18 protein-coding genes are annotated in these 16,423 nt (G+C 73.6%); 10 read left to right on the top strand and 8 right to left on the bottom strand.

Annotated elements, in window-relative coordinates:
* Position 1 precedes the first annotated feature (1 nt).
* The gene (locus CTE05_RS02265; protein WP_146844505.1) at positions 2-1,027 is read left to right on the top strand and encodes a Gfo/Idh/MocA family protein; all 1,026 of its coding nucleotides are present in this window, start codon (positions 2-4) and stop codon (positions 1,025-1,027) included.
* Between the two features lie 55 nt (positions 1,028-1,082).
* Positions 1,083-2,360, top strand: a complete 1,278-nt coding sequence (locus tag CTE05_RS02270; protein ID WP_146844506.1) for a serine/threonine-protein kinase — start codon at positions 1,083-1,085, stop codon at positions 2,358-2,360.
* Positions 2,361-2,362: 2 nt separating this feature from the next.
* Here the strand turns inward: CTE05_RS02270 and CTE05_RS02275 are convergent, their stop codons facing one another.
* The 3 genes from CTE05_RS02275 to lpdA form a co-directional block, all read right to left on the bottom strand.
* Positions 2,363-3,253: a TIGR01777 family oxidoreductase gene (locus tag CTE05_RS02275; RefSeq protein WP_146844507.1), complete on the bottom strand. Its 891-nt coding sequence runs from the start codon at positions 3,251-3,253 to the stop codon at positions 2,363-2,365.
* Positions 3,254-3,361: 108 nt separating this feature from the next.
* A complete protein-coding gene (gene sucB, locus CTE05_RS02280) occupies positions 3,362-5,218 on the bottom strand; it encodes a 2-oxoglutarate dehydrogenase, E2 component, dihydrolipoamide succinyltransferase (RefSeq protein ID WP_146844508.1) in 1,857 nt (618 codons plus the stop codon).
* A 30-nt stretch (positions 5,219-5,248) separates the two neighbouring features.
* Entirely contained in the window at positions 5,249-6,634 is a 1,386-nt protein-coding gene (gene lpdA, locus CTE05_RS02285) for a dihydrolipoyl dehydrogenase (protein WP_146844509.1), read from the bottom strand.
* Between the two features lie 202 nt (positions 6,635-6,836).
* Between lpdA and CTE05_RS02290 the strand changes: the two genes are divergently transcribed.
* On the top strand, positions 6,837-7,175 hold the full coding sequence (locus CTE05_RS02290; RefSeq protein WP_146844510.1) for an oxidoreductase: 339 nt from the start codon (positions 6,837-6,839) through the stop codon (positions 7,173-7,175).
* Between the two features lie 6 nt (positions 7,176-7,181).
* Here the strand turns inward: CTE05_RS02290 and CTE05_RS02295 are convergent, their stop codons facing one another.
* The gene (locus CTE05_RS02295; protein WP_146844511.1) at positions 7,182-8,666 is read right to left on the bottom strand and encodes a leucyl aminopeptidase; all 1,485 of its coding nucleotides are present in this window, start codon (positions 8,664-8,666) and stop codon (positions 7,182-7,184) included.
* A gap of 71 nt (positions 8,667-8,737) precedes the next feature.
* Here CTE05_RS02295 and CTE05_RS02300 point away from each other — a divergent pair, with 71 nt between their 5' ends.
* Genes CTE05_RS02300 through CTE05_RS02315 form a run of 4 tightly spaced genes read left to right on the top strand, consistent with a single transcriptional unit; the run spans position 8,738 to position 10,795 of the window.
* Positions 8,738-9,097 (top strand): hypothetical protein, encoded by a 360-nt coding sequence (locus tag CTE05_RS02300; RefSeq protein WP_146844512.1) that lies wholly within the window; start codon positions 8,738-8,740, stop codon positions 9,095-9,097.
* Positions 9,094-9,513 (top strand): hypothetical protein, encoded by a 420-nt coding sequence (locus tag CTE05_RS02305; RefSeq protein WP_146844513.1) that lies wholly within the window; start codon positions 9,094-9,096, stop codon positions 9,511-9,513. Before CTE05_RS02300 ends, CTE05_RS02305 begins: the two co-directional genes overlap by 4 nt.
* A 5-nt stretch (positions 9,514-9,518) precedes the next feature.
* Positions 9,519-10,583 carry a quinone-dependent dihydroorotate dehydrogenase gene (locus tag CTE05_RS02310; protein WP_146844514.1) on the top strand — a complete coding sequence of 355 codons (1,065 nt, stop codon included), beginning with the start codon at positions 9,519-9,521 and terminating at the stop codon, positions 10,581-10,583.
* Positions 10,583-10,795: a hypothetical protein gene (locus CTE05_RS02315; RefSeq protein ID WP_146844515.1), complete on the top strand. Its 213-nt coding sequence runs from the start codon at positions 10,583-10,585 to the stop codon at positions 10,793-10,795. Before CTE05_RS02310 ends, CTE05_RS02315 begins: the two co-directional genes overlap by 1 nt.
* A 3-nt stretch (positions 10,796-10,798) precedes the next feature.
* Here the strand turns inward: CTE05_RS02315 and yczR are convergent, their stop codons facing one another.
* On the bottom strand, positions 10,799-12,259 hold the full coding sequence (gene yczR, locus CTE05_RS02320) for a MocR-like transcription factor YczR (protein ID WP_146844516.1): 1,461 nt from the start codon (positions 12,257-12,259) through the stop codon (positions 10,799-10,801).
* Positions 12,260-12,322: 63 nt separating this feature from the next.
* Here yczR and CTE05_RS20110 point away from each other — a divergent pair, with 63 nt between their 5' ends.
* Together CTE05_RS20110 and yczE are read left to right on the top strand one after the other, a co-directional pair.
* Positions 12,323-12,469 (top strand): hypothetical protein, encoded by a 147-nt coding sequence (locus CTE05_RS20110; protein WP_186814706.1) that lies wholly within the window; start codon positions 12,323-12,325, stop codon positions 12,467-12,469.
* A 32-nt stretch (positions 12,470-12,501) separates the two neighbouring features.
* Positions 12,502-13,134 (top strand): membrane protein YczE, encoded by a 633-nt coding sequence (yczE, locus tag CTE05_RS02325; protein ID WP_443092659.1) that lies wholly within the window; start codon positions 12,502-12,504, stop codon positions 13,132-13,134.
* A gap of 36 nt (positions 13,135-13,170) precedes the next feature.
* Here the strand turns inward: yczE and CTE05_RS02330 are convergent, their stop codons facing one another.
* Together CTE05_RS02330 and CTE05_RS02335 are read right to left on the bottom strand one after the other, a co-directional pair.
* Positions 13,171-14,181 carry an aldo/keto reductase family protein gene (locus CTE05_RS02330; protein WP_146844517.1) on the bottom strand — a complete coding sequence of 337 codons (1,011 nt, stop codon included), beginning with the start codon at positions 14,179-14,181 and terminating at the stop codon, positions 13,171-13,173.
* A 21-nt stretch (positions 14,182-14,202) separates the two neighbouring features.
* Complete coding sequence (locus CTE05_RS02335; RefSeq protein ID WP_146844518.1) at positions 14,203-14,784, bottom strand: DUF3043 domain-containing protein; 582 nt, start codon at positions 14,782-14,784, stop codon at positions 14,203-14,205.
* A 32-nt stretch (positions 14,785-14,816) separates the two neighbouring features.
* Here CTE05_RS02335 and CTE05_RS02340 point away from each other — a divergent pair, with 32 nt between their 5' ends.
* The gene (locus CTE05_RS02340; protein WP_146844519.1) at positions 14,817-16,199 is read left to right on the top strand and encodes a dipeptidase; all 1,383 of its coding nucleotides are present in this window, start codon (positions 14,817-14,819) and stop codon (positions 16,197-16,199) included.
* Here the strand turns inward: CTE05_RS02340 and CTE05_RS20115 are convergent.
* Positions 16,196-16,363 carry a hypothetical protein gene (locus tag CTE05_RS20115; RefSeq protein ID WP_186814707.1) on the bottom strand — a complete coding sequence of 56 codons (168 nt, stop codon included), beginning with the start codon at positions 16,361-16,363 and terminating at the stop codon, positions 16,196-16,198. The genes CTE05_RS02340 and CTE05_RS20115 overlap by 4 nt on opposite strands.
* Positions 16,364-16,423 lie beyond the last annotated feature (60 nt).

Raw genomic sequence — 16,423 nt, forward strand, 5'->3', positions numbered from 1 at the left:
CATGGAGGCGCTGCGGGTCGGGCTGGTCGGGTACGGGGGAGCGGGCCGGGGGATCCATGCCCGGTTGCTGCGGGAGGCCGGTCAGCGGGTGACCGTCGTGGTCACCCGCAGCCGGGCGCAGCAGGTCGAGGCCGACTGGCCGGGCGCGCGAGTCGTCCCCGACGTGGACGCGCTGCTCGCGCACGCCGACGAGCTCGACCTCGTCGTCATCGCCAGCCCGACCGGGGAGCACGTCGTGCACGTCCTGGCGTCGCTCGACGCCGGGCTGCACGTGCTCGTCGACAAGCCCCTGGCGACCACCGCCGACGACGCGGAGCGGTTGGCGTCGCGCGCCGACGGGCGCCTGACGGTGTTCCAGAACCGCCGCTGGGATCCCGAGCAGCTGACCCTGCTCGGGCTGCTCGCGAGCGGGGAGCTGGGCACCGTGCACCGGTTCGAGCGGCGGTGGGAGAGGTTCCGGCCCGTGCCGCAGGACCGGTGGAAGGAGAACGACCCGGACTCGGGCGGCCTCCTGCTCGACCTCGGCGCCCACCTCGTCGACTCCGCGGTCCAGCTGTTCGGGCCCGTCACACAGGTCTACGCGGAGCTGCACGCCCGCACCACGCCCGCCGTCGACGACGTCTTCCTCGCGCTCGTGCACGCCGGCAACGGCGTCGTCAGCCACCTGCAGGCCGGCGCGGTCGTGGGCGCTCCCGGCCCGCGCACGCGCGTGCTCGGCGACGGCGGCGCCTACCTCGTGACGAGCTTCGAGGGCGAGCCGACCCCGTTCGCCGCACTGGACGACGCGTACGAGGAGACCCGCCGGCCGGGCGAGCCCGTGCACGAGGGCTGGCTCGTCCGGGGGGCGGACCGGCAGCCGGTGCCGCAGGCGCGCGGCGGACACGTCGACCTCTATCGCGCGGTCGTGCGGTGGGTCGTCGACGGGGGGCCGCCGCCGGTCGACCCGGTCGACGCGGCGCGGACCGCTCGGGTCCTCGACGCGGCCCTCGTGTCGGCCGCGGAGCGACGGGTGGTCGTGCTGCCCTGACCGGGGCTGTGGACGGCCGACGACGGGCCCGCGCCGACCGGGCTTGGATGTCCCGATGGACAGGTTCGTGGTGCCGACCGACGTCGAGACCGCTCTCGTGGACGCAGGCTTCCACCCCGTCGACGTCGCGGGGTCGGGGTGGCTCGCCGTCGCACTGGACGGGTCCGACCGGCGGCTCGAGCTGCACGTCGTCCCCGCCCTCGCCGACGCCGGGACCTCCGCGCGCGCCGCCCGGCTCCGCGCGGTCCGGCACGAGCACCTGCCGCAGGTCCTCGACGTCGTCGAGCTGTCGTCCGGCCGGCTGGGGCTGGTCGTCGAGCACGTCGACGGGTCGTCCCTCGCACAGATCCGCTCCGCACGGGCGCCCCTGGCCGACGGCGAGGCCGCCACGGTGGCGATACCCGTGGCCGGTGCCCTCGACGCGCTGCGTGACGCCGGTCTGTCCCACGGCGCCGTGAGCGCGTCGACGATCGTGGTCCGGCCCGACGGCCGGCCGGTGCTGACGGACCTGCGCGGAGCCTTGGGCGGCGCGGCCGACGTCGAGGCGGACGTGCGCCACCTGGTCGCCACCGTGCTGGACCAGATGCCCGGCGCGGACGTGCACCTGGTGTGCGACCAGCCGGAGCGGGGGAGCCTGCGGGAGGCTCTCACCGAGCTGCTGACCGTGCCCGGCCTGGACGCCCGCCGCGTGGTCGACGCCTGCTACGACGCAGCGGACCCCGAACCGGTCCGGATCCCCGACGCCGGCGCCCGGGCGTCCTCGGCGCTGACGGCCATGGCCCGTGACGGCGCACTCCTCCGCGTGCAGGGCACGACCCGTCGGCAGGACCGGGAACGTCGCCGTCGGCACGCGGCCCGTGCCGGCGTGGGCCTGGTGACCGCCGTGCTGGTGCTGGGGGCCGCGTTCGGAGCCTGGCGCCTCCTCGACCGGACCGCTCCGCTCCCCGTGGCCGACGACCCGGTCCAGGCCGCCGTCCAGCTCAGCCAGGTGCGGGCGCAGATCCTCGGATCGGGAGACGGGTCTCGTCTCGGGACGGTCGACGTCGCCGACGGTCCTGCGTTCGTGGCGGACGCCCGGCTGCTCGCGGGACTGGACGGCTCCCGCGTCGACGGGCTCACGGTCGACGTGCAGGACGCCTGGCTCGTCGAGGAGGACGGCAGTCGCGGTGACACGACGGACGTGGCCGTGACGTCCGCGATGTCCGCGCACTCCCGGGTGCCGGCCGACGGTGGAGCCGCGGTCCCGGTCGCGGCCTCCGAGGCGCGGACCGTGGTGCTCGGCCTGCGGTGGACCGACGACGGCTGGCGGGTCTGGGACGTCGTCGAACCCTGACGTCAGTCGCGGTGCGCGACCCACTCCGCGGCGCTCTCCAGGTCCGCGTGGACCGGCGAGAAGCCGCTGGCGTCGAGCGCGGCCGGGATCGCGCGGATCGACCCGAGCACCTCCGACGAGAAGTCGCCGAGCACGAGGCGCAGCGCGAACGCGGGCACGGGTACGACGGCGGGCCGGTGCATCGCCCTCGCGAGCGCCGCGACCACCTCGGCGTTGCGCGCCGGGGCGGTCACCAGGTTGACCGGGCCGTGGACCGGGGCGGTGAGCAGGTGCTCGACGGCTCGGACGTGGTCGAGCAGCGTGATCCACGGCCAGAACTGCCGACCGGACCCGAGCCGTCCCCCGACGCCCAGCCGGATCAGCGGCAGCAGCGGACCGAGAGCGCCACCACCCTGGCCCAGCACGATGCCGGTCCGCAGGTGGACCACCCGCACGCCGGCGTCCTGCGCGGGAGCGGTCGCGGCCTCCCAGTGCCGGACGACGTTCGCGAAGAACGTGGTGCCGAGCGGCTCGTGCTCGTCCAGCACGTCCTCGCCGCGGGAGCCGTACGCCCCGATCCCCGACGCCTGGAGCAGCACCTGCGGCCCGTCGTCCAGCGCCGCGAGCGTCCGGGAGAGCAGACCGGTCGTGTTCACCCGGGACGCGAGGACCTGACGCTTGCGCGCGGTCGTGAGCGGTCGGGAGCCGGGGTTGACCCCCGCGAGGTTGATGACGGCGTCCGCGCCGGCGACGGCACCGGGGTCGAGGCGCCCGGCGTCGGGGTCCCAGGAGATCTGGTCCGGGCCCTGCGCGGGACCGCGGACCAGCAGGCGGACGTCGTGCCCCCCAGCACGCAGGCGAGGGACGAGCGTGGACCCGATGAAGCCGTGCGACCCGGCGATGACGACCTGCATGGCGCTCACCCTACGGTCGCCCCGCACAACCGGCCCGGTGGGCGGACGCACGACGGCCCGGCCCCTCGCCGGGGAACCGGGCCGTCGTGGTGCGTCAGGTGTTGCGGGTCAGAGACCGACCTCGGACTCGAACGCGCCCTCCTCGATGCGGTTCTTGACCGCGCTGAGGTAGCGCGACGCGTCGGCGCCGTCGACCAGCCGGTGGTCGTACGACAGCGACAGGTAGCACATCGACCGGATGGCGATGACCTCGGCGCCGTCGGCGTCCTGGATGACGACGGGACGCTTGACGATGGCGCCGGTGCCGAGGATCGCGGACGTGCCGCCCGGGACGATCGGGGTGTCGATGATCGCGCCGCCGGAGCCCGTGTTGGTCACCGTGAAGGTGGCCCCGCTGAGCTCGTCGGGCGTGACCTTGTTCTGGCGCGTGCGGCCGGCCAGGTCGACGATCTTGCGCGAGATGCCGGCCAGGTTCAGGTCGCCCGCGTCGCGGATGACCGGGACGAGGAGACCCTTCTCGGTGTCGACCGCGATGCCGACGTTCTCCTGGGCGTGGTACGTGATCTGGTTGCCCTCGAGCACGCCGTTGATCTTCGGGAACGCCTTGAGCGCCTCGACGGCGGCCAGCACGAAGAACGGCAGGAACGTGAGGTTGACGCCCTCGCGTGCCTTGAAGTCCTCCTTGGCCCTGGCGCGCAGCCGGGCGACCCGGGTCACGTCGACCTCGACGACGGTGGTGAGCTGCGCCTGCGAGTGGAGGGCGTCGACCATCCGCTCGGCGATGATCTGGCGCAGCCGGCTGGCCTTCTCCGTCGTGCCCCGCAGCGGCGAGACGGCCGGGACGGAGGCGGCGGGCTTGGCGGCCGCGGCCGGCGCCGCTGCAGCGGGCTGGGCCTTGGCGGCCTCGGCGGCAGCCTTCTCGGCCTCAGCCTTGGCCGCGGCGTCGAGGACGTCCTCCTTGCGGATCCGGCCGCCCACCCCGGTGCCTACGAGGGACGACACGTCGACGCCCTTCTCGGCCGCGAGCTTGCGGACGAGGGGAGTCAGGTACGTGCCCGAGACCGCGGCGGACGCGGCCGGGGCCGCGGCGGGTGCAGCCGGTGCAGCCACCGCCGGGACCGGTGCGGGCGTCGGGGTCGCGGGGACCGGTGCAGGCGCGGCCGGGGCTGGCTCCTGCTCGGCCGACGGCTCGGGCGCGCTCGCCGGCTCAGGCTCGGGCGACTTCTCCGGCTCCGGAGCCTTCTCCTCGGCCGGTGCCGACTCCTGCGGGGCGGCGGCCGCGGGGGCCGATCCCGAGCCGATGACGGCGAGCACCGCACCGACCTCGACGGTCTCGTCCTCCTGGACGAGGATCTGCTGCAGGGTGCCCGCGAACGGCGACGGGATCTCGGTGTCGACCTTGTCCGTCGAGATCTCCAGCAGCGGCTCATCGACCGCGACCTCGTCGCCGACGGCCTTGAGCCAGCGCGTGACGGTGCCCTCGGTGACGGACTCGCCCAGGGCGGGGAGCGTCACGTTCTCGCTCGCGCCACCCTGCTCGGAGGCAGCCGCAGCGGGAGCCGCCGCGGGCTCCTCGTGCTCCTCGACCGGCTGCTGGGCGGGAGCGGCCTCGGCGGCCGGCTCCTCGGCGGGCGCCTGCTCGGCGGCAGGCTCCGGCGCGGGCTCGGCCTGGGCCTCAGCCTCGGCCGGGGCGGCCTCCGCCGCCGGCTCCTGCGAGGACGAACCCTCGCCGGAGCCGATGACGGCGAGCGTGGCGCCGACCTCGACGGTCTCGTCCTCCTGGACGAGGATCTGCTCGAGCACGCCGGCGAACGGCGACGGGATCTCGGTGTCGACCTTGTCGGTCGAGATCTCGAGCAGCGGCTCGTCGACCTCCACCGTGTCGCCCACGTTCTTCAGCCAGCGGGTGACGGTCCCCTCGGTGACGGACTCACCGAGTGCGGGCAGCTGCACGTTGTCGGACATGACCGCTCGTGTCTCCTTCGAATCGTGAGGTCAGTTGTGGGCGTGCAACGGCTTGCCGGCGAGCGCGAGGTGCGCCTCCCCGAGGGCCTCGTTCTGCGTGGGGTGGGCGTGGACGAGGGAGGCGACGTCCTCGGGGTAGGCCTCCCAGTTCACGATGAGCTGTCCCTCGCCGATGAGCTCGCCGACGCGCGCGCCGATCATGTGGACGCCGACGACGGGGCCGTCCTTCTGCCGGACGAGCTTGATGAAGCCCTGCGTCCCGAGGATCTGGCTCTTGCCGTTGCCGCCCAGGTTGTACTCGAGCGTCTCGACGGCGTCGGCCCCGTGGACCTCCTTGGCGCGCGCCTCCGTGAGACCGACCGAGGCGACCTCGGGGTCGGAGTACGTCACGCGCGGGATGCCCGACTCGACGATCGCGGCGGGCTTGAGCCCGGCGATCTCCTCGGCGACGAAGATGCCCTGCGCGAACCCGCGGTGCGCGAGCTGCAGGCCGGGGACGATGTCGCCGACCGCGTAGACGTTGCCCACGCCGGTGTGCAGGCGCTCGTCGGTGATGACGAACCCGCGGTCGAGCGTGATGCCCTGCTCCTCGAAGCCGACACCGGAGGTCCGGGGCCCGCGGCCCACCGCGACGAGCAGGAGGTCGGCGTCGAACGTCTTGCCGTCCTCGAGCGAGACGTGCACGCCGTTGTCGTCCTGCGTGACGCCGGAGAACCGGACGCCGACGTTGAAGTTGATGCCGCGCTTGCGGAACGCGCGCTCGAACGCCTTCGACAGCGCTTCGTCCTCGTTGGGGACCAGGTGGGGGAGCGCCTCGATGATCGTGACGTCCGCGCCGAACGACTTCCAGACGGAGGCGAACTCGGAGCCGATGACGCCGCCGCCGAGGATGATCGCCGACTTGGGCACCCAGTCGAGCTGCAGCGCCTGGTCGGACGTGATCACGCGGCCGCCGATCTCCAGACCGGGCAGCGAGCGCGCGTACGAACCGGTGGCGATGATGACGTGCCCGCCGGTGACGCGCTCGCCGTTGACCTCGACGGTGTCGGGAGCGACGAGCTTGCCGAAGCCCTCGAAGACGGTGATCTTGCGGGACTTGATGAGTCCCTGCAGGCCCTTGTAGAGGCGGCCGATCACCGTGGACTTGTACTCGTTCACACCGTTCATGTCGATGTGGTCGAGGCTCGTGTGGACGCCGAAGTGGGCGCCGTCACGGGCGTTGTCCGCCAGCTCGGCGGCGTGCAGCAGGGCCTTGGTCGGGATGCACCCGTAGTGCAGGCAGGTGCCGCCCACCTTGTCGGCCTCGATGAGGGCGACGGTCTTGCCCAGCTGTGCGGCGCGCAGCGCAGCCGCGTAGCCGCCGCTGCCTCCGCCCAGGACGACGATGTCGAAAGCGGTGCCGTTCGTGTCGGCCACGTGCAGACTCCTCATACGCAGACTTGGTGGTCTCGAGCTCGCCGACCATCCTGTCATCCCCACAGGCATGGAACGACCCGGACGACGCGCGCGACCATGTGACACTCAGAACAGTCGTCCCATGACTGCTGTTCCGTCTCCTGCATCACGTCGAGATCAAGCACCCGCAGATCGACAGGTTCGCAGGTTACCCTCGTGCGCCATGGGCCTGTTCTCACGCCGCAAGCCGGCCGCCACCGACGCGCCGACGGACCGGGACGCGCGCGAGGCCACGGTCGCCCACCTGAAGGACTTCGTCGCCACCCGGGTCGGGGTCGAGGCCTACGTCGAGCCGCAGACCAACTCCACCCCGACGACGATGATGCTCGTCGCCACGGACGGCGAGTGGACGCGACGCCGGGTGCCGGACCCGAAGACCGCCTGGGAGCTGGCCCGGGACATGGGCATCCCCGTGTACGACGTGCAGCGGACCGGCTACCCGCAGCGCGTCCGGGACTGGAACTCGCGCCAGCGGCTCGCGCGCAAGCGCAAGCACGCCTAGCGCTGCCTACGCGGTCGGCGCCCGGCCCTCGAGCAGGGCCAGCAGCGTCCGCACCCCGACCCCGGTGCCGCCCACCGGCGTGTAGCCGTGCGCGGTCCGCTCGTTGTAGGCGGGTCCGGCGATGTCGAGGTGCGCCCACGGCGTCTGCCCGACGAACTCCTGCAGGAAGATCCCCGCGGTGAGCATGCCGCCGAACCGGTCGCCGATGTTCGCGAGGTCCGCGACCTTCGACTTCAGGCCCGCGCGCAGGTCGGCGGGCAGCGGCATGGGCCAGAACTGCTCGCCGCTGACCTCGGCGGCGGTGACGACCTCGCCGCGCACGTCGTCCGTGCCCATCACGGCGGAGACGCGGTGCCCGAGCGCGACGAGCTGGGCGCCGGTCAGGGTGGCGATGTCGAGGACGACGTCGGGCTTCTCCTCGATCGCCGCGACGAGCCCGTCGGCCATGACGAGCCGGCCCTCGGCGTCGGTGTTCAGCACCTCGACGGTCTTCCCGCCGCGGATCGTCAGCACGTCCGACGGGCGCTGGGCGGTCCCGGACGGCATGTTCTCCGCGAGGCACAGCCAGCCGGTGACCGCGACGGGCAGCCCGAGGCGGGCGGCGGCGACGACCGTGTGCAGCACGGCGGCGGCGCCGGCCATGTCGGACTTCATCGCCTCCATCCCGGCGGCCGGCTTGATCGAGATCCCGCCGGAGTCGAACGTGATGCCCTTGCCGACGAGGGCGACCTTCGCCTGGGGACGCGACGGTGTGTAGGAGACCTTGACGAGGCGCGGCCCGCGGACCGAGCCCTGGCCCACGCCGATCAGGCCGCCGTAGCCGCCGGCGGCGAGCGCCTTGTCGTCGAGCACCGTGACCTTGAGCCCCTTGGCGCCGGAGTCCTTGACGGCGGCCTTCGCGGCCTCGGCGAACGCGGCGGGGTAGAGGTCGTTCGGGGCGGCGTTCACCAGGTCGCGCGTGCCGTGCACCGCAGCGGCGACGACCTCGGCGCGGGCGACGGCTGCCAGGGCGGTGCGGTCCTTCGGGTGCGCGGTGACGATCTGGATCGCGGCGACGGGTGCCTGCTTGGCGGCCTCGGAGGCGCGGTAGCGGGTGTAGGAGTACGCGCCGAGGAGCGCGCCCTCCGCGACGGCCGCGACCGACTCGACGTCGTCGGCGGGCAGCGCCAGCCCGACGCTCGCGGTGCCGGCGAGCTCGCGGGTCGCTGCGCCCGCGGCGCGCCGCAGCGTCTCGGCGGAGACCTTGTCGGCCGGTCCGATGCCGGTGAGCACGAGGATCGTGGCGCTTAGCCCGGTGCCGGGGAGCCGTCGGACCTCGTCGGCCGCCCCGGTGACGCCGAGCGCGGCGGCGTCGGCCAGCTGGGCGCGCAGCTCCTTGGGGAGCCGCTCGAGCCCGAGGACGGCCGGCGCGCCGTCGTGCTGGGCGACCGCGACGACGAGGGCGTCGACGGCGAGGCGGGCAGGGTCGTGGGAGGTCAGCGAGACGGTCACGCGTCGATGATAGGCACGGGCGCTGTCGTGCCGGTCGGCTCTGTCGCGCTGCGCCGGTACGGTGGGGCATCGTGATCGTCCCCCTCGCGCTGCTCGTCGGCGCCCTGTGCCTGGCGCTCGGCGCGTGGGCCGCCTGGTTCGTCGTCCGGGACCGCGCCGTGGTGCTGCGACAGCTGTGGGGTGCTGCCGTCATCGAGGGCGTGCTCGTCCTGCAGGCCGCCATCGCCGGCATCCTCGCCGCGACCGGCTCGCCCGACGTCGACGGCGTCCTGCTGTGGGGCTACGTCCTCACCCAGGCGCTCGTCCTGCCGATCGCTGCCGCGTGGGCGTTCGCCGAGCGCACCCGGTGGAGCTCGGTGGTCCTGCTCGTCGCGGCGGTGACGGTCGCGTTCCTCGAGTTCCGACTGCTCCAGATCTGGGGGACCGTATGAGCGACCGACGGACGGGGAGCGGCCCCGGTCGCCTCCTGGTGGCGGTGTACGGGATCCTCGCGCTCGCTGCGACGGCCCGCGGGATCTACCAGGTGGCCACCAAGCTCGACGAGGCGCCGCTCGCGTACCTGCTCTCGCTGGGCGCGGGACTCGTGTACGTCGTCGCGACCGTCGCGCTGGCCACGGACCGGCGCACGCTCGCGTGGTGGGCGGTGTCCATCGAGATGCTCGGCGTGCTGACGGTGGGGGTGCTGTCGCTGGTCGACGTGGGGGACTTCCCCGACGAGACGGTGTGGTCGGCGTTCGGGCAGGGGTACGGCTACGTCCCGCTCGTGCTGCCGTTCCTGGGCCTGGTGTGGCTGTGGCGCACGGGGCGGACACCCGCCGTGCCGCCGGCGTCGGACGACCTAGGGTGAAGAACGTGTACCGACTGCTGTTCGACCTCGTGTTCCGACGCATGGACCCGGAGCGCGCGCACGAGGTCGCGTTCCGGCTCATCCGCGTCGTCGCCCAGGTCCCGCTCCTGCGCGGCGCCGTGCACCGGGTCTTCCGGGCCTCCGACGAGGGCGGGGTGGAGGTCTGGGGTCGACGGTTCCCCTCGCGGTTCGGGCTGGCGGCCGGTTTCGACAAGAACGCGGTCGGGGTGGCCGGTCTGACGATGCTCGGCTTCGGCTTCGTGGAGGTGGGCACGGTCACCGCGCACCCGCAGCCGGGCAACGAGCCGCCGCGGCTCTGGCGCGTCCTGGAGCAGCGGGCGCTGCGCAACCGGATGGGCTTCAACAACGAGGGCTCGGCGGCGGTGGCGGACCGGCTGCGGCGGCTGCGCGCGACCCCGGCGGGCCGGCGGCTCGTCGTCGGCGTCAACATCGGCAAGACCAAGGTGACCCCGGCGGAGCACGCGCCGGCGGACTACGCGACGAGCGCGGGCCGGCTCGCCCCCTACGCCGACTACCTGGTCGTGAACGTGTCGTCGCCGAACACCCCGGGTCTGCGCGACCTGCAGTCGGTCGAGGCGCTGCGCCCGATCCTGGAGGCCACCCGGGTCTCGGCGGACGAGGCGACCGCGGCGGCCGGTCTCGCTCCGGTGCCGTTGCTGGTCAAGATCGCCCCCGACCTGTCGGACGACGACGTGGACGCTGTGGCCGAGCTCGCCGCCGAGCTGGGACTCGACGGGATCGTGGCGGTCAACACCACCATCGGGCACGACCTCGGGCCGGGCGGGCTGTCCGGCCCGCCGGTGCTCGCGCGCGGTCTCGACGTGGTCGCGCGGCTGCGCAACCAGCTGGGTCCCGATGCGGTGATCATCGGCGTCGGCGGCATCACGACCCCCGCCGACGCCCGCGAGTACCTGGCCGTCGGCGCGACGCTCGTGCAGGGCTACACGGGCCTGGTCTACGAGGGTCCGGCGTACGCGTCGCGGATCGCCCGCGCGCTCGCGTCCGACGAGGCGCTGCGTGGTCCGGCCCGACGGAAGGCGGTCGCGTGATGGTGGTGCGCCCGCAGTGGGAGTGGCGGTTCGACGGTGCGGACGGTGCCGTGCTCGACCGGCCGGTCAGTCCGGTGTTCACGACGCAGTACGACGCCGAGCAGTGGCTCGGGGAGCACTGGCGCACGCTGGCGGCGCAGGGCGTCCAGTCTGTGGGGCTGCTGCACGAGGGCGCCCAGGCGACGCCGACCCTCACGCTGCCGCTGATCTGACCGTCACACCAGCGCGTGCACCCGGTCGGGTCCCGCGACCGGCGCGGTGACCCCGAGACCCGCCCACGCCGCCGCCAGCCCGGTCACGGCTCGGCGCAGGTCGTCGGGTGACGTCGTGTACGGCAGGCGCAGGTTCCGCTCGAAGCTCCCGTCCACCCCGAACGCGGTCCCGGGGACGACCCGGACCCCGTGCCGGCTCGAGATGGCCGCGAGCGCGCTGGACACCGGTGCCCCGAGGTCGACCCACAACGACAGTCCGCCGGCGGGCACGTCGAAGCTCCATGACGGCAGCTGGTCGAGGAGCAGGCCGACCAGCAGGTCTCGCCGTGCGCGCAGCTCGGCCCGCCGCCGGGCGAGGAGGTCGGTCGGCTGCGCGAGCAGCTCGGCCACGACCAGCTGCTCCAGCACGGCGGTCCCGATGTCGGTGTGCGCCCGTGCGGAGGCCAGGCGGGCGACCAGGTCGGGGTGGGCGCGGACCCAGCCGACGCGGAGGCCGCCCCAGTAGCTCTTCGACGCGGAGCCGATCGAGACGACGTAGGCCGACGCCGTGCCGTCGCCCGCGTACGAGCCGGGCGCCGGCCCGTCCAGCGTCAGCTCGGTGAGGACCTCGTCGCCGACGATCGCCGTGCGGTACCGCCGGGCCAGGGCGCGGACCTGGGCGCGCTCCTCGTCGTCGAGGCTGGTGCCGGTGGGGTTGCGGTGGTCGGGGATCAGGTAGACGAGCCGTGGGGACACCTGCCGCAGGGTCGACTCGAGCAGGTCGATGTCCAGACCGGAGCCACCCGACGGCACCGGGACGGGTCGGGCACCCGTGGCGCGGACGACGTCGATCGCGTGCGGGTACGTCGGGTGCTCGACGGCCACGCGGTCGCCCGGGCCGGCGTGCGCCGTGACCAGGAGGTGGATCGCCTGCTGGGCTCCGGTCGTGATGAGGACGTGGTCCGGGCTCGTGGGCGTACCGCGGCCCGTGTACCAGCGCGCGACGGCCTCGCGCAGCACCGGGAGCCCGAGGGGGGAGTAGCCCGTGCCGGACAGGTGGCGGGGGAGCGCGTCGAGCGCCGCGAGGTATGCGCCGTGCAGCGACGAGGGAGCCGACGGTGCTGCCATCGCCAGGTCGACGACGCCGGGCTCGTGCCCGACGGACTCCGCCATCGAGACGCGTGCCCCCGGGCCTGACGGGAGGGTGGTGACCGTGCCGGACCCGCGCCGGCTCACGAGGTAGCCCTCGTCGCGCAGCAGGCCGTAGGTGGCGGTCGTGGTGGTCCGCGAGACGCCGGCCGCGTCGGCGAGCTCGCGCTCGCTCGGCAGGCGGGTGCTCAGCGGGACGGTTCCGGACAGGATCGAAGCGCGGAGCGCGTCTGCGAGCGCGACGTAGGCCGGTCCCGGCCGTTGCCACGCACCTAGGACCGCGTGCAGGCGGAGCCCGCTGATGCGGCGGTCGGCGGGAAGATCCTCGGCGTTCATGAGGCCACTATGCCAGAAGTGGCTATTGGAGACGATGCCATTGAGGGGCCAGGGTTGCTGCCCATGGAGATGTGGTGGGTGATCCCGGGTGCGGTGTTCGTGGGCCTCCTCGTGCCGCTGTGGCACGTGGTCCGGCAGGACGGTCTGGGGCACCGGCTCCCGCCGCCCTCGCACGCCACGTGGTCCGACCGGACCGAGTCCCTCACGTGAGCGCCGCGGACGAGCGCACGTATGCTCGCGCGGTGCCGTCCTGGATGCGTCCCGACGCACGCCCTGTGCGCCGGGCCGTGCAGCTGCTGGTCGGCCTCGTGCTGTACGCGGCGTCGATCGCGATGCTCGTCGACGCCGGCCTGGGCAGCATGCCGTGGGACGTGCTCACGCAGGGGATCGTGCGGCGCACCGGCCTGTCGTTCGGGCTCGTCACGCTACTGGTCGGGCTGGTCGTCCTCGCGTGCTGGATCCCGCTGCGCCAGCGCCCCGGCGTCGGGACCGTCGCGAACGTCGTCGTGATCAGCGCACTCGTGGACCCGTTCCTCGCGCTGCTCGACGCCCTGCCCGACGCCCTCGGCACCCGGATCGCGCTGGCCGCCGCCGGGATCGTGCTCAACGGGCTGGCGACGGGCCTGTACGTCGGTGCGCGCCTCGGGCCTGGCCCTCGAGACGGGCTCATGACCGGTCTCGTGCACCGGACCGGCCGCTCGGTGCGACTGGTCCGCACCAGCATCGAGGTGACCGTCGTGTCGGTCGGCTGGGCCCTGGGCGGCACCGTCGGCTTCGCGACCCTCGCGTACGCCCTGGCGATCGGGCCCCTGGTGCACCTGTTCCTGCCCCGGTTGACCGTCCCGGTCGTCGTCGAGGAGCCGGTGACGGTCTGACGAGACCCGGCCCCGTCGCCGGGGCCGGGTCGTCGGTCAGCGCGCCGGGGGAGCGTTCTTCGCGGTCTCCGCCGGGTCGGACACGACGGAGTCGCCCAGGATCGTGTCGATCCGTGCGAGCAGCTCGGGCGGGATGGTGACACCGGACGCCTTGACGTTCTCGGTGACCTGCTCCGGACGCGACGCCCCGATGATGGCGGCCGCGACGTTCCGGTTCTGCAGCACCCACGCGATGGCCAGCTGGGCGAGCGAGAGGTCCAGCTCGTCGGCGACGGGCCGGAGGTCCTGCACACGCTGCAGGACGTCGGGCCGCTCCAGGAAGCGGCCGATCATGCGCGCGCCGCCCTTCTCGTCCGTGGCCCGAGACCCGGCCGGAGGCGCCTCGCCCGGCTTGTACTTGCCGGTCAGCACCCCCTGGGCGACGGGCGACCAGACGATCTGCGAGAGGCCGAGCTCCTCCGACGTCGGGACGACCTCCCCCTCGATGACCCGCCACAGCGCCGAGTACTGCGGTTGGTTCGAGATGAGCTGGATCCCGAGGTCCTGCGCGAGGGCGTGCCCCGCGCGGATCTGGTCCGCGGTCCACTCGCTGACGCCGATGTACAGGGCCTTGCCCGAGCGCACGACGTCGGCGAACGCCTGCATCGTCTCCTCGAGCGGCGTCGACTCGTCGTAGCGGTGCGCCTGGTACAGGTCGACGTAGTCGGTCTGCAGGCGCTGCAGCGAACCGTCGATGGACTCGAGGATGTGCTTGCGCGAGAGCCCCGAGTCGTTGGCGCCGCCCGGCCCGGTGGGCCAGTAGACCTTGGTGAAGATCTCGAGCGACTGGCGCCGCTCGCCCTTCAGTGCCTCGCCGAGGACGGTCTCGGCCTTCGTGTTCGCGTACACGTCCGCGGTGTCGAAGCTCGTGATGCCCGCGTCGAGCGCGGCGCGGACGCAGGCCTTCGCGGTGTCGTTCTCGACCTGCGAGCCGTGCGTGAGCCAGTTGCCGTAGGTGATCTCGGTGATCTTCAGGCCGGAGCGGCCCAGGTAGCGGTAGGAAACCATGCCCGCCACCCTACGGCGGGGTCAGACGGGTCGCTGCCCGTGCTTGACCTGCGGCTTGGGCATGCGCGACGGACGGATCTGGAACGCCCGCAGGACGCCGTACATGGCGGCCCCACGGGGGATCTGCTCGATCCCGAACTTGGCGACGAGGCGCTTCTTCAGACCACGCCACATGAGCCAGCCGTCGATGACGGCCGCGATGATGTAGACGTACAGCGCGAGGATCGCGTAGATGGCGATGGCGGTCTGCGACAGGGCGAACTGCAGCACCAGGAACACTGCAGCCACCGGCAGGAAGAACTCGCCGAGGTTCCAGCGGGCGTCGACCCAGTCGCGGACGAAGCGGCGGACGGGTCCGCGGTCCTTGGCCGGCATGTTGCGCTCGTCACCGGTCTGCATCGCCCGGTACTCGAGGTCGCGCTGCGCCTTGGCCCGCTCGCGGCTGGCCTTCTTCGTGGCAGGTGCCACGAGGGGGCGCTTGTTCGCCGCCTCGGAGACCTTCCGCTTGGGAGTCGGGCGGCCCTTGCCCGCGTCCGTGGGCGGCGGCGTGCTCTCCGACAGGGCGGGAGTCACGGGCTGGGAGTCGTTGCTGCGTCCGAACACCCCGTCAGGGTAGTCGAGTAGCGTGCTTGTCCGTGACCGACGCAGCCCCCTCCTCGTCCCTCTCCTCCGACGACCGGACGGTCGCGCTGCGCGCGCGCACCGCGGCCGCCTTCGGCGCCCTGCGCACCGACCTCGAGGCCCTCGTCCGCATCCCGAGCGTGTCCAACGCCGAGTTCGACCAGGCGCACGTCGCCGCCAGCGCGGACGCCGTCGTGGCGCTGCTGCGCGGTGCCGGTCTCGACGACGTCCAGGTCCTGTCGGTGCCGTCGGGCGCCCCTGCGGTCGTCGGTCGTCGGCCCGCTCCGGAGGGCGCACCGACGGTGCTCCTGTACGCGCACCACGACGTGCAGCCGCCCGGGGAGGACGCCGACTGGGACAGCCCGCCCTTCGAGCCGACCGAGCGTGGCGGACGCCTCTACGGGCGTGGCGCCGCGGACGACAAGGCGGGCGTGATCGCGCACGTGGGCGCGCTGCGCGTGCTCGGCGACGAGCTGGGCGTGGGCGTGACGGTGTTCATCGAGGGCGAGGAGGAGATCGGGTCGCCGACGTTCACGCAGTTCCTGCACACCTACCAGGACCTGCTGCGCGCCGACGTCATCGTCGTCGCCGACTCCTCCAACTGGGCGATCGGGGTCCCGGGACTGACCACCTCCCTGCGCGGGCTCGTGGACTGCGTGGTCGAGGTGGCCGTGCTGGAGCACGCCGTGCACTCGGGCATGTTCGGCGGTGCGATCCTCGACGCGCCCACCCTGCTGGCGCGCCTCATCACCTCGCTGCACGACGACGAGGGCGACGTCGCCGTCGCCGGCCTGGTCCAGGCGCCGGACCCCACCGTCGACTACGACGAGGCGACGTTCCGCGCCGACGCCAGCGTGCTCGACCGGGTCCGGCTCGCGGGCACCGGACCGATCACGGCCCGGCTGTGGACGCGCCCGGCGATCGGCGTCATCGGGTTCGACGCCCCGCGCGTCGCGAGCGCGTCGAACACGATCACCCCGCGCGCGTCGGCCAAGCTCTCCGTCCGGCTCGCACCCGGTCAGGACCCGGACGCCGCGATGGACGCGCTGCGGACGCACCTGCTCGCCCACGCGCCGTTCGGCGCCCACGTCACCGTGACGGACGGCGAGAAGGGCAAGCCGTTCCGGGCGCCGACCGACTCGACGGCGATGCAGGCGGCTCGGTGGGCGTTCGCGCAGTCGTGGGGGACCGATCCGGTGGACATCGGCGTCGGCGGGTCGATCCCGTTCATCGCCGACCTGCTGGAGGTCTACCCGGACGCAGCGATCCTGGTCACCGGCGTGGAGGACCCCGACGGACGGGCGCACGGCGCCAACGAGTCTGTGCACCTGGGCGAGCTGGAGAAGGTCGTCCTCGCCGAGGCGCTGCTGCTCGAGCGCCTGGCGTCGGGCAGCTAGAGGTCGGTCGCGAGCTCCCGCGCCCCGGCCAGCGCCGCAGCACCCGCCACCCGGTCGTCGACGGCCAGCGGGAGCGCCTCGAGCCGGTCGAGCGTGGCCCGGGCGGCGGCGTCGTCCAGACGCACCTGCAGCTCGGCGAGGAGGGCGAGAGCCGCGAGCCGCACGGTCAGCGGCGTGGAGTCGTCCGCGCGGCGTTCCGCGCCGGGCGCGGGCCATGACCCCGT

Source organism: Cellulomonas terrae (assembly GCF_007990265.1).
Taxonomy (GTDB): Bacteria; Actinomycetota; Actinomycetes; order Actinomycetales; family Cellulomonadaceae; genus Cellulomonas; species Cellulomonas terrae.

What these genes read in the sequence shown, in the direction of transcription:
- CTE05_RS02265 (WP_146844505.1), top strand. Translation starts at nt 2, where the DNA reads ATGGAGGCGCTGCGGGTCGGGCTGGTCGGGTACGGGGGAGCGGGCCGG.
- CTE05_RS02270 (WP_146844506.1), top strand. Translation starts at nt 1,083, where the DNA reads ATGGACAGGTTCGTGGTGCCGACCGACGTCGAGACCGCTCTCGTGGAC.
- CTE05_RS02275 (WP_146844507.1), bottom strand. Translation starts at nt 3,253, where the DNA reads ATGCAGGTCGTCATCGCCGGGTCGCACGGCTTCATCGGGTCCACGCTC.
- sucB (WP_146844508.1), bottom strand. Translation starts at nt 5,218, where the DNA reads ATGTCCGACAACGTGCAGCTGCCCGCACTCGGTGAGTCCGTCACCGAG.
- CTE05_RS02290 (WP_146844510.1), top strand. Translation starts at nt 6,837, where the DNA reads ATGGGCCTGTTCTCACGCCGCAAGCCGGCCGCCACCGACGCGCCGACG.
- CTE05_RS02305 (WP_146844513.1), top strand. Translation starts at nt 9,094, where the DNA reads ATGAGCGACCGACGGACGGGGAGCGGCCCCGGTCGCCTCCTGGTGGCG.
- CTE05_RS02315 (WP_146844515.1), top strand. Translation starts at nt 10,583, where the DNA reads ATGGTGGTGCGCCCGCAGTGGGAGTGGCGGTTCGACGGTGCGGACGGT.
- yczR (WP_146844516.1), bottom strand. Translation starts at nt 12,259, where the DNA reads ATGAACGCCGAGGATCTTCCCGCCGACCGCCGCATCAGCGGGCTCCGC.
- CTE05_RS20110 (WP_186814706.1), top strand. Translation starts at nt 12,323, where the DNA reads ATGGAGATGTGGTGGGTGATCCCGGGTGCGGTGTTCGTGGGCCTCCTC.
- CTE05_RS02330 (WP_146844517.1), bottom strand. Translation starts at nt 14,181, where the DNA reads ATGGTTTCCTACCGCTACCTGGGCCGCTCCGGCCTGAAGATCACCGAG.